The 11,204-nt window shown below is 38.7% G+C and carries 9 protein-coding genes and 2 pseudogenes; 7 read left to right on the top strand and 4 right to left on the bottom strand.

Annotation, left to right across the window (positions count from 1 at the left end):
• Positions 1 to 179: 179 nt before the first annotated feature.
• Positions 180 to 1,274 carry an MBL fold metallo-hydrolase gene (locus KSO91_RS13810; protein WP_238743608.1) on the bottom strand — a complete coding sequence of 365 codons (1,095 nt, stop codon included), beginning with the start codon at positions 1,272 to 1,274 and terminating at the stop codon, positions 180 to 182.
• Positions 1,275 to 1,438: 164 nt separating this feature from the next.
• Between KSO91_RS13810 and KSO91_RS13805 the strand changes: the two genes are divergently transcribed.
• From KSO91_RS13805 to KSO91_RS13795, 4 genes and pseudogenes are all read left to right on the top strand, one after another.
• Positions 1,439 to 1,690, top strand: coding sequence for a type II toxin-antitoxin system prevent-host-death family antitoxin (locus KSO91_RS13805; protein ID WP_238743606.1), 252 nt, complete (start codon positions 1,439 to 1,441; stop codon positions 1,688 to 1,690).
• Positions 1,687 to 1,947: a Txe/YoeB family addiction module toxin gene (locus tag KSO91_RS13800; protein WP_238743605.1), complete on the top strand. Its 261-nt coding sequence runs from the start codon at positions 1,687 to 1,689 to the stop codon at positions 1,945 to 1,947. The genes KSO91_RS13805 and KSO91_RS13800 overlap by 4 nt, the downstream gene beginning before the upstream one ends.
• Before the next feature lie 40 nt (positions 1,948 to 1,987).
• A pseudogene (locus KSO91_RS17925) lies at positions 1,988 to 2,371 on the top strand (hypothetical protein); the annotation flags it as partial.
• Positions 2,372 to 2,454: 83 nt separating this feature from the next.
• A complete protein-coding gene (locus tag KSO91_RS13795) occupies positions 2,455 to 3,183 on the top strand; it encodes a lysophospholipid acyltransferase family protein (protein WP_238743603.1) in 729 nt (242 codons plus the stop codon).
• Here KSO91_RS13795 and KSO91_RS17920 read toward each other — a convergent pair.
• Positions 3,176 to 3,297 (bottom strand): annotated as a pseudogene (locus tag KSO91_RS17920) (IS6 family transposase); the annotation flags it as partial. The gene KSO91_RS13795 and the pseudogene KSO91_RS17920 sit on opposite strands and share 8 nt — an antisense overlap.
• Before the next feature lie 39 nt (positions 3,298 to 3,336).
• Between KSO91_RS17920 and KSO91_RS13790 the strand changes: the two are divergent.
• From KSO91_RS13790 to KSO91_RS13780, 3 genes are all read left to right on the top strand, one after another.
• Positions 3,337 to 4,884, top strand: a complete 1,548-nt coding sequence (locus KSO91_RS13790) for a phospholipase D family protein (protein ID WP_238743602.1) — start codon at positions 3,337 to 3,339, stop codon at positions 4,882 to 4,884.
• 744 nt (positions 4,885 to 5,628) lie between these two features.
• Positions 5,629 to 6,255 carry a DUF4114 domain-containing protein gene (locus KSO91_RS13785; protein ID WP_238743601.1) on the top strand — a complete coding sequence of 209 codons (627 nt, stop codon included), beginning with the start codon at positions 5,629 to 5,631 and terminating at the stop codon, positions 6,253 to 6,255.
• A 339-nt stretch (positions 6,256 to 6,594) separates the two neighbouring features.
• Positions 6,595 to 6,756 (top strand): hypothetical protein, encoded by a 162-nt coding sequence (locus KSO91_RS13780; protein ID WP_238743600.1) that lies wholly within the window; start codon positions 6,595 to 6,597, stop codon positions 6,754 to 6,756.
• A gap of 802 nt (positions 6,757 to 7,558) precedes the next feature.
• Here KSO91_RS13780 and KSO91_RS13775 read toward each other — a convergent pair.
• Positions 7,559 to 9,568, bottom strand: a complete 2,010-nt coding sequence (locus KSO91_RS13775) for a PKD domain-containing protein (protein ID WP_238743598.1) — start codon at positions 9,566 to 9,568, stop codon at positions 7,559 to 7,561.
• Positions 9,569 to 10,254: 686 nt separating this feature from the next.
• On the bottom strand, positions 10,255 to 11,070 hold the full coding sequence (locus tag KSO91_RS13770) for a hypothetical protein (RefSeq protein WP_238743596.1): 816 nt from the start codon (positions 11,068 to 11,070) through the stop codon (positions 10,255 to 10,257).
• Positions 11,071 to 11,204: the final 134 nt, after the last annotated feature.

Here is an 11,204-nt window from a genome sequence, read left to right as displayed (position 1 = left end):
TCGCGGATAAGTGTTACACGAATCCCAGACTCCGCCAAAGGCGCAACACTCGATACAGGTGGTTGGTTAAACCTTGCCTGACAGGGACTTACACCCTGCAAGATGCATCAAGCTTTGCTTGACGCACTAACGCCCGCATAAACGGACAAAAATTGTTGAGGAACGGTTTTTGTTCCGATTTAATGCACGTTTATGCTTTTCGTTGGCGCGATAGATCTAGTTTCACCAACTTTCATTATCCACAGTTCTTTGTCGGAAAATTCGCTATCAAGTCCAGCCTTCTTAAAGCGTATCGGAGGTTCAAACAATGGTTCATCAGATAAACTGCTAATTGTCCCCCAGTGAGAGGCAATCAGTGTCTTTGCGCGAACATCTATGCCAATGGAGACAGCTTCTTCGGGAGTGGTATGCGACATCCACAATAACTCCCTTGGTTCATATGCTCCAATAGGTAAAATAGCAAAGTCGAAGGAACCATATTTATCACCGACAAGATTGAAGATAGTTTCTGAGTACCCTGTATCGCCAATAAAAAGAATACGTTTTTGGAAGCTTTCAATAACCCAAGAAGCCCATAGCGTTTCATTATGATCAGATGTACTTCGAGCAGAATCATGAACTGAAGGTTCCGCTGTAATATCTATTCCTTCAATAGATACTGACTGCCCCCAATCTAACTCCGTAACCTTGCTATACCCTCGCTCGATAAAAAAAGACTTAAGCCCTAAAGGAACGACCACATGAATATTATGTTTGTTTTCTAATTTCCTAACTGTTTTATCATCCAAGTGGTCATAATGATTATGTGAAATAATCACTATATCGATGGAAGGCAATTTATTTATGGGTATGGGAAAATCAACAAATCTTTTTGGGCCTGCCCATGAAACAGGGCTGGCGCGTTTTGACAAAAAGGGGTCTGTCAGAATTGTCACTCCGGAGGTTGTAATCAAAAAACTTGCATGCCCCAACCAAGTAACACGATCGCTGGAAATTGAGTTTAAAAGTTGAAGAGATTCTAACTCAGTTAGTTCATGTCCATCAGGAACATCAGGAATAAACACCGAATCCCATGCTCTTCGCATATAGAAAAAGATCCCTTTAGGTGCGGCAGTTTCCACAACTGGGTGGTTCTGATATCCCTTACTGGTATGATGTTGTGGCTTATTATCCAATGATATTTTCTTCGAATATTCTGACGAGTTTGATGAGCATGCAATTAATATAGCTAATACTAGAGTTATACTGATAAAAATTTTTACGTGGCTCATCATTTACTCCTAAAACCAACGCCCCCATTAAGCGGACAAAAATGGTTGGCTATACTTGTTGAGGTACGAAACAAAGCCGACTGTTTTTGTTCCGACTTAAATTGCTTATTATGTGCCATTAAGCTAAACTGTACAAATTAACGTACATGAACATATTGGAGTTCAACATGGATGCAATAAGCTATACAGCAGCTAGAGCAAATTTAGCAAACACAATGGCGCATGTTTGTAATGATCATGCCCCAATAATTATAACTCGTAAAAGTGAAGCTCCCGTTGTGATGATGTCTTTAGAAGACTATAACGCAATGGAAGAAACTACATACTTACTGCGATCTCCTGCTAATGCAAGACATCTACTTGATTCAATTGCCGAACTTGAAGCTGGCAATGGAACAGAAAGAGAGCTTATTGAATGAAACTCACCTTTTCAACTAAAGCTTGGGAACAATATCTATATTGGCAAACAACTGACATAAGAATATTGAAACGCATAAATTTGCTAATTAAAGATATTCAACGAAACTCAACTGAAGGCATTGGAAAGCCTGAACCCTTAAAACACGGACTCTCAGGATATTGGTCTCGTCGTATTAATGATGAACACCGAATTGTTTACAAACATAAAGATGACACAATTCTAATTGCTCAACTGCGCTTCCATTACGGCACATAACGCCGCTAAACACTGGCGCATAGGTTGGCAGTGTTTTTGCTGGCTTTTTGTGCGTAGTGAGCTAGCAATGAAACGGGAGCAATACACATTAGCTAAACGCATGCTTGAGGAATCAAACGCCTTACTAAAGTCATTTAAAAAGCTAACCCGAGAACGTTATTGATGTGAACTCGATGCAAGTAAATCATTAAATAATTGCCTCAGAGCACAAGATGAGGAAGGGGCTCAAAGCACAAGCGGCTATTTCCCCGATTTAAAATACAAACCAACGCAAACACCGACAGCCTGTTGGATGTTGTTTTGCTTTCAAGGACTACATGTACTAACCATCTTCCAGCAGCTGGAAGTAGTGGTTAATTTAAAAGATAGGAATAGAATTATTATTGATTGCTTGGGGTCAATATATCAAAAAATTTACGCCTGAAAATTAGAGGGGTTATTCCTAAAACTGGTGCGGAATGTCGGATTCATAGTCGAAATTAAATACCCTCCCCTGACGATACTGTTATGATGCACCTACTTTTATTGCAGTACTTTTCTGGAGCGTCCTTGACACTAAATCAAATTAAAAAAGCACTATACGCACTTTATTTAACTAATAAGTTCGGTATCAAGCTCAGGGGTAAGCCAACAGCTGATGAGATGACGAGGCTACGGTTGGAATATGCACAAACTCTATTATCATGTTTAAATATTAGTGTAGATGTAGAAGGAATTGAGAAGGTTAATCAAGGTGGTCAATATATTATTGTGTCGAATCATCGCAGTATTATAGACCCATTAGTTGTCGAAATAGCGCTAAAGAATAAAGGGATCAACAGTTTATGGATTGCTAAGAAAGAACTTTATAATTCATTTTTCTTTGGTATGTTTACAAGAAATGCTGGCACAGTATTACTTGATAGAGAGTCACAGAAAATGAGTTCTTTTTTCACGGAAATTAAAAACAAGGTTGCCAACAGTTATTCTATTAGTATCTTCGCTGAAGGTACTCGTAATAAGAGTGAGCAAACGCTGGCAGAGTTTAAAGAAGGATCTCAGATCATCGCTATGAAAAATAGATTGCCAATATTGCCGGTATTTATCACAACCAATACCAATCAAGTGTTGAAAGATTCGCTGAAGAATAATACTAAGGGCTTAAAAGTCATCATTAATATTGGTGATGTGATTGATTACAAAGATCGCTCTAAAACACTGCAAGAATTATATAAGTCGCGCTTTAATCTCCTCTAACCGCTAGCAATTGTTCAATATCGCGAAAGCTCGCTGTAAAGTGATGATAAAGCCAGACTGAATGCTGATAATTTGTGCGGGATAGCGATAACCTGCATAATATTTGAACTGAATTGATCATGAATATGATGGAATGTTAACGAAGGAATGACAATGCACCGATTAAACTTATTATTACACCATTTAAAGTACCTTTCTCTCGCAATTTTGCTGCTCTTAACCAGTGGCTGTAATAATACTGTTGATCGACTCCCCTCAACCACAAAAGATTACTGCGGCAATATCATCGATAAACCGGCCACAAGTTTAAGTCAACAATTAGCGCCGATTGCAGACAAGATGAAAGAGAAAACAGGTGTATACCTACTTGAGCAGGGTACGGAAGCAATACTGACCCGCGCATGGTTAACTGAATATGCAGAGCAAACAATCGATGTGCAGTATTTTATCTTCTCAACCGATAATATCGGTTTAATTGCTAGCGATTACTTAATACAAGCAGCAGATAGGGGCATCAGAGTAAGAATATTGGTTGATGATATAATGATCGATGCCCGAGGAGATGAATTATTACTTTTAGACGCACATGAGAACCTTTCAATTCGTATCTATAATCCACTGGCAAATATTGGTAAAAACCTATTTCAAAAGGTTGCAAATTTAATCACCGATTTCCATAATTTTAATCAGCGTATGCACAACAAGACATTTACCGTTGACGGCAAAGTATCTATCACCGGTGGCCGGAATATCGCCGATGAGTATTTCGGTTATGACCATGCCTTTAATTTTAGAGACCGTGACGTATTACTGATTGGTGGAGAAGTGAAAGCGGTTCAACGTTCATTTGATGAATTTTGGAACGACTCTCTCAGTGTGCCAATTAGTCAATTAGTCCCAAAAGAGTATAAAAAGCCTAGCTATCAAGCATTACATCAATATGCTTGCGATCCTGTAAATTTCTTGCCTGAAATACGAGCTCAAATTTATAACATGCCAGAAACTATCAAAGCGATTCAAAGTGGTAATACACTTCATTGGTTAAATAATATTGAATATGTTTCCGATAAACCAGGAAAAAATACTCAACATAAGTTTCTTGGCGGTGGTGGTCTTTCAACCCAGCGATTAATCGATTTAGTTAAAACGGCTAAACACTCCATTACTATTCAAACACCCTATTTAATCACCACAGAACTCAGCCAAAATCTATTCAAAGAATTAATTGATAACGGTGTTGAAATTAAAATCCTTACCAACAGCATAGCGTCTAACGATAACTTCGACGCTTTCAACGGTTACCAACGAGTACGTAAATCACTTCTTGAAATAGGGGTAGAAATTTATGAGTTTAAGCCCGATGCACAGATAAGAAGAAAGGTAATGTCTGAAGAGATGTATCGTAAGTTAGATACCATGCCTATTTTTACTTTACATGCAAAATCAATGGTCATTGATGATAAAATCACTGTTATAGCAACCTTTAATTTAGACCCTCGTAGCGCAAATCTCAATACTGAAAGCATCACTATTATCCCCTCGACGGAGATCGCTAAACAGGTAAAAACAGGCATGCTAATTGAAATGCAACCAGAAAATGCATGGCACACAACATTGGACTGGAATCCGGATCACTTAGTTAAAACCAGCACTCAATTAAAGGTTAAAATACGACGTATTATACCCAAGAGCATCCTTTAATTTAATCCGGATTGATGATCTATACCCGTCACTAATCAGGGGGGGGATATTTGCAAATAAGCTCGAACATCCATTCCGTCTCCGGCATTCATAATTGATAATAAGGTGCTTATCTACCTCGGGCTATAAATGACGCTCAAAACGAAACAGGCTATTTACCACAAAATGGCATCGAATAAATGATGGGGCTTGGCCCTATGAGTCAAATTTACGCATCAGCCTTTCTTGTTACAAAGTAGCCTCAGGTGATAGCTCACATCGGTTATTTTTATATTGAACGATAGTATGTTTAACACTTTTAATTGAGGCTACAGGCACTATATGATAGTAACGTTTTGAAATAACAAAACACAATAGCGAAAACCGCAATAGCAGTATAATACTGTCGGTTATTTTTACATACCGCAAACAACGTTTGTCGAAATCAAAAAACTGCAATACAACAAGTAAAGAGGCGTGCACTGAAAGGCGAATTAATTGTCTTTATTATCTATATAACAAAATGGTTAGCATGAAAATATATATTGCAACTAATCCATAAATAATTAATTTTAATCTATATTGTGTCGGTATATTTTACACCCCTATTTAAACACAAAAAAACGAATCAGATAAACACCAACAAATCAAGCACTAATCTAATTGGTATGGCTTATGCTTTAGTTAATTTGATGGAGCCTATTTCCAATTACGAAAGGCGTAATCAAGAAGATATTTTAATTTATGGCTCTGAGGAGAAATAAAATGAAAATTTTGAGAACATTATCTGTCACTGCATTAGCAATGGCGATGATTGCACCTAATGCGCAGGCTGTGCCTATTTATGACTTTGACGTATTATTTGATACAGCTATAACTGCCGGTGCCAATCTAACTAAAAGCAACTTTAATACTAGCGCTCTTGGTGTCGATGCTCTATGGGCTGCTTCCGCCAACAGCCAAGTAAAATTTAAAGCTGAAGTCTCTGGTTATAATAATACTATGGGCTATGCAGATGCTAGTGGTAATAACAGAGTACAGCTACTAGACGAAGGCATTACCACTCCAGCCAATGGTGGATGGGTTACAATGGGGGCCGCGGTGCCTAATCCATTCACTTTTTACTTAGACACTAACAATGCCAATGGTGATGTTTGGTTTAGTGATGACAGCCTTAATTCTGATTTTGCAGATCATTTATTAGTGTTTCAATACGCAAATAGCGAAAGTAAATATGCATTGTTCTGGGATGACCAATTCGGTGGCGGCGATCGTGATTTTAATGATTTTGTAGCCAGAGCGAATTTTATTGATGTACCTGCACCGGGGACATTTGTGATATTTGGTTTAGGCTTGCTAGCATTGGGTTATGCACGTAAACGTAAAAGTTAATGCTTAATAACAGAAATGAACGCCACATATTGATTTAAATCAGTTACGGCGTTCATCAAAATGTCAATTTTATTTGGCACTCAATCTATTTTGTAAAAAATATTATATAGCCAAGCGACTTCAGGATATTAACACCATTAATACCTCTCAAATTTACGATGTATATCGCCCAGATAAAGATAATTAAGACGGTATACTAGCCGACATGATGACCATTATTGATGTGATCTATCCTTCCCAGCGATAACTTTGAATGCGCCCCTAATAAATTAAAAAGACTGTCATAAAAACTGTGTAACCGCTTATTTATAATCTAACTCTTTGGAAACATAAGCGGTTATGGATCAGAAATATCTTGAGGCGGTTGCTCGCGAAGCCGCTAAGAACACTAAAACCGAAAAAGATCCGAGCAACTTCACTGAGATGCAAACTAAAATAACCTTTGCAGTAGCGATAAACGCAAAGCTCGATGGGCATCACGGACATGACAAACACAGTTAGTTTCATTCAAGCAATAGCCGTAATGACTCTTCGCATAAAACCATCATCACTGCCGATAGACAGTTTAAGCTAGAAACACCACCCGGCAGAGAAGGCTGCTTTAGGCTCAACTCATCAAAAAACAACAACCCCGCAGGCATGACCTCGCGGAGAATGATTGCGACATTTTAAGAAATATACGGCGAAAACTTTCGGCTTCCCTCATTGCCCGTATCACTGATTCGGCTTATTGAGTAGGTTATAGGGTTGCAATATCGGCATCAAGGCCGTGCTCAATACCGTACCATAAAACGCATATTCTCAGCTCAGCTCTGCATCGTGCATACTGCTTCGACACTCGGTGAAGTTGCTTCCTTGGAAAGATTATCAAAGCTTAACTGGCGATTTAAAACACATATTACAATCAATTACAGAGGAAGAGACGCTACGTCCCTTCGATATATTCAGTGATAAATGGGATGACAAACGCACACAAATTAGCCATTCATGGCTGCCATGCTCACAAGCATAAACTGAACTCTTTACGCAACGGCCGGGGGACATTAGAGAAGTGTTCTATACAACCAACGCCAACGAATCATTGAATTGCGATATACCTAAAGCCATCCAAAAACCACAGGTATTGCTGACAGATGATTCAGCTAAAAAAAGGCTTAATCTTACTGTGATGAGTGCTACAGAGGAACGGACAAAGCGAGTAAGGAATAAGAAAACGGCCTTCAATCGCTATATGATTGCATCTGCAGGCCGTCTTAATGACTACGATTAAAAACCGCAGTTACACAAAATAATTTACAGGTTCCTAGTTCTTGATACAACGAACTGCTATACCACCTCCACGAGCAACATCAGTAGTGACATCTATGTCTGCATAACCTGTGTAGTACATAGAGTATGATTCAACACCAGAGACATCACTTGACCAAAGATACATTATAGAACCTTGCCCATACATAGTTCCGCTGTCAGCATATCGACTACCCGCTGATGGTAATTTAAGAAAACTATTGTATGGTGTAACTGAATAACCTATATCTCCGTTGAGTATCTCATTATTAAGTTCTATTCTAGTAGGAAGCCTAAAACCTATTGGGCATACCGAGCGTCCATCTGTGGCTGACCAATTTGTTTTTCTTGTTGCTCCACTTGAATCTACATTAGAGCCCCAGTCATAGGGGTATGCTGTTATAGCGATAAAGTCACTATGGCCTACATTAATTACATCTGTAGTTTGAATCGCTATTGTTGCACTTCCAAATTTTTGATGACCATCAGTATTTCTTCCCCACTGGTAGTAATCACCATAACAGGCAGTATCAGTGATAGAGGTACAGACCCTTGTTGCACCCAAGTTTCTGTCATGCCATATTTTACCTGTATAGGGAGAAGTTACTGTGTTGTAGGCTGGTGTAGTGTTATCAGTAACTGTTACAGTTATTGTATCAGGAGCACTCGCAACTGTTCCGTCATTCACTATAAGGCCTATCACATAAGCACCCGCAAGGTCTGCCGTGAATGTCGGTTCTTCAGCAGTTGTACTTGATAAAACGGCCGTGCTAGTTGAAGGTTTAGAAGTCAAATTCCAAAGATACGTTAATATATCAGAATCAGCATCTATACTTCCAGAACCACTTAGAGTCACAGTATCATTGGTATTTACAGCCTGGTCTGAACCAGAGTTTGCAATCGGTGCAGCATTTGCTGTTGTTGCAGTAACGACCATAACGTCTAAAGCACTATCAACAGTTCCATCATTTACAATAAGTTGAATTTCATAAGTCCCCTCTAAATCGACTTCAAAACTCGGATTTACTACCGTTGCATTTGAAAGTACAGCGTTACTACTCGCTGGTTTAGAATTGATAGTCCAATTATAATATAGAGTATCCATCAAGTCCGCATCTGAACTTCCTGAACCGTTAAGATCTACAGAATCATTAGTATTTACATTTTGATCTGCACCTGCATTTGCAATTGGAGCCACATTTAGAAATGTTGCTGTAGCAGTAATTGTTACTGCATCAAGTGCACTATCCACAGTTCCATCATTTACAATCAATTCGACGACATAAATACCACTTTCATCAGCGGTAAATGTTGGATTAACGACTATCGCACTTGAAAGCGTAACCTCACTAGCCGCCGGTTTCGATTTTATACTCCAAGCATAAGTCAGAGCATCTCCATCGGCATCAAAACTTGCAGAACCATTAAGAGTAACTAAATCATTATTATGAATGTTTTGGTCAACTCCAGCATCCGCAACGGGCATATTGGCTCCATCTGGAATATTACCACCTGCGGTGACAATAGTTTCATTAAGCTGTATTTGTGCATCTTGCACGCTAACGAGGGTAATGGCTAAGTCGCTCTCAACATCAGCTGCAAACGTTGGACTTGTAAAGTCTGTATTTACATCTAGTAAATCAACTAGTACAACATCAAGAGTAATCGTGTCATCACTTGTATTTGTATCAAAACTTTGTAGAAGTCTTGCCAAGTTAAGGGCTGCATCTAGGTTACTAGGAAAAAGAGAGTAAGGCGTCACTATACCAGCCCCCGCAGTTACCGTTCCAATAACAAGCTTGCCTATATAAAATGTTACATTATCACCGTTTTCACAAGTATATTTACCCTCTATATCTGTAGACCCAACTAATCCAGAGGAACAGGTATAAGTAAGGCCAGAAACAGGATCATCAACAAATTGCCCAGTTACTGAAGTATCAGCATTTACGTCTGAATTTGAATCACATCCCCACATCATAAATACAGTTATTACAACTGCGAATATCTTTCGTAAAAGTCTCATCTCATTCTCCTTAATTATTAAAGGACCTATCAAGAAGTATAGGAGAACGAAAGCCCGCCACAAAAAAAAGCATTGATTAAAATCAAACTTCCTTCGTTTTGCAAGAAGTAACCCCGATCGTTTGACTTCGGTTCTTCATTTCTAAAAACCGAACTATTAGAGGAGTTGCCAGCGTTATGAAGTTGTCTAATTGACTACAAGTTATATAAACAGCTTAAAAGTGTAGTTTCGTATTCGATCTGATAGCTCGGTTTACTAGGCTTAACTTAATCAGAGCAATCTTTATGCTCGATTTCCCAGTGAAAGCGAGCAGGATTTTTTTATCTTTATTAAGATTAATTAAGTTGTTAGTCTGAGGCACTTGGGAGATAAATACATGGCAAAAATTTAGAGCCTAAAATCAGTAATGCGTTCCATGAGATCTATAAATAGAACACAGTTAATATCGCTTTGGAAGGTGTAAAAAGAATGTGCTCATAGCACCCTGCGCCGACGTAATCCATTATTTTAAAAAGCATAATTTCCCGTTGGCGCGCCAGACGAATGAGAGTTCAGAACTATATTAGAGTAAATAATCTAAGTCGATGTATGGTTTTCACCTTAAGAAGCTGACTTACTATACACTGACTATAGTGAACCTATTATCAAAACTCATATTTTTCAATTATCGAATGTCCGATTATTTTTTATTTCACGATGGTGGCAAACCATTTCCCTATCAAGGTACCTGGCTTTCCTGTAAACCACTCGTTCCCATTAATTGTTTTTCCATCTGCGGAGATGATACCTTCATAAGTTATTTTAAGTCCGTCGCTGTCATTGCGATTTATTGTAACTTTATTATCATTTAATTCTATTACCAAGACGCCTTTAACACCATTATTCCATGTGCCATCAAATACGTTTGAGTTGCCCCTCCTTTTCCAAATGCCTTGATATCGTCCTTCTGTTTCATGCCATTCTGAACCTAATTTGTCTGTCTTTTGTAGACGTTGAGGTATTCTCGGTGGCTGTGCTGCTGTCGATGACGCTCCTTCTATTGGTTTCCCAAACACTTCCACAAACCCAAATCCCCCAGATCCGGAATTCTGAGACCAAGTTGCAGGATCTGAATCGGTAATGGAATAAGTTCCAGATTCCAGTCTGATATTAGGATGTACCGTCCAGTTAGCGTTAGGAGTATTGTGCATACCAGGCCATCCCGTTGCCTGCCACACCCCAACACCTTTAATTCCAATTTCACCAGGAAATGCGCCCTTCTGGTCATTCCAGTGATAGGTATCAATTCTTGTGATAAGCATAGGCTGGGTTAATTTGAAGGTCGTGATTTGAAAGTTAAGGTTATAGACCTTATTTTTGTTACTATTTGAAAAAATTTTAACATCACTCGCGTTAGCTAATGGTATATAAACGAGCCCTAATATAATTAAGAGTGCTATTTTATAAATTAAGGATAGATTTAACTTGTCCTGGCGTTTTATTTTACATTTTTTTTCCATCATCACTAGCCGTGAGCTTACGGCTGCATAGTTTGACTTGGGCGGTTAGCCCAATTCAGTCTTTTTTGGAAAGCAAGTCAGCCGTTACTCACTATTTTCTAGATAATTCCATGGCAGGTAATTTTCTGGGTTGGCTT

The organism is Psychromonas antarctica (assembly GCF_022267535.1).
GTDB classification, from domain to species: Bacteria; Pseudomonadota; Gammaproteobacteria; order Enterobacterales; family Psychromonadaceae; genus Psychromonas; species Psychromonas antarctica.
This window is presented reverse-complemented; position numbering and strand designations above follow the sequence as displayed.

Bases quoted from the DNA above. Each gene is read 5' to 3' on its own strand.
- KSO91_RS13810 (WP_238743608.1), bottom strand. From the start codon at position 1,274: ATGATGAGCCACGTAAAAATTTTTATCAGTATAACTCTAGTATTAGCT.
- KSO91_RS13805 (WP_238743606.1), top strand. From the start codon at position 1,439: ATGGATGCAATAAGCTATACAGCAGCTAGAGCAAATTTAGCAAACACA.
- KSO91_RS13800 (WP_238743605.1), top strand. From the start codon at position 1,687: ATGAAACTCACCTTTTCAACTAAAGCTTGGGAACAATATCTATATTGG.
- KSO91_RS13795 (WP_238743603.1), top strand. From the start codon at position 2,455: ATGATGCACCTACTTTTATTGCAGTACTTTTCTGGAGCGTCCTTGACA.
- KSO91_RS13790 (WP_238743602.1), top strand. From the start codon at position 3,337: ATGCACCGATTAAACTTATTATTACACCATTTAAAGTACCTTTCTCTC.
- KSO91_RS13785 (WP_238743601.1), top strand. From the start codon at position 5,629: ATGAAAATTTTGAGAACATTATCTGTCACTGCATTAGCAATGGCGATG.
- KSO91_RS13780 (WP_238743600.1), top strand. From the start codon at position 6,595: ATGGATCAGAAATATCTTGAGGCGGTTGCTCGCGAAGCCGCTAAGAAC.
- KSO91_RS13775 (WP_238743598.1), bottom strand. From the start codon at position 9,568: ATGAGACTTTTACGAAAGATATTCGCAGTTGTAATAACTGTATTTATG.
- KSO91_RS13770 (WP_238743596.1), bottom strand. From the start codon at position 11,070: ATGATGGAAAAAAAATGTAAAATAAAACGCCAGGACAAGTTAAATCTA.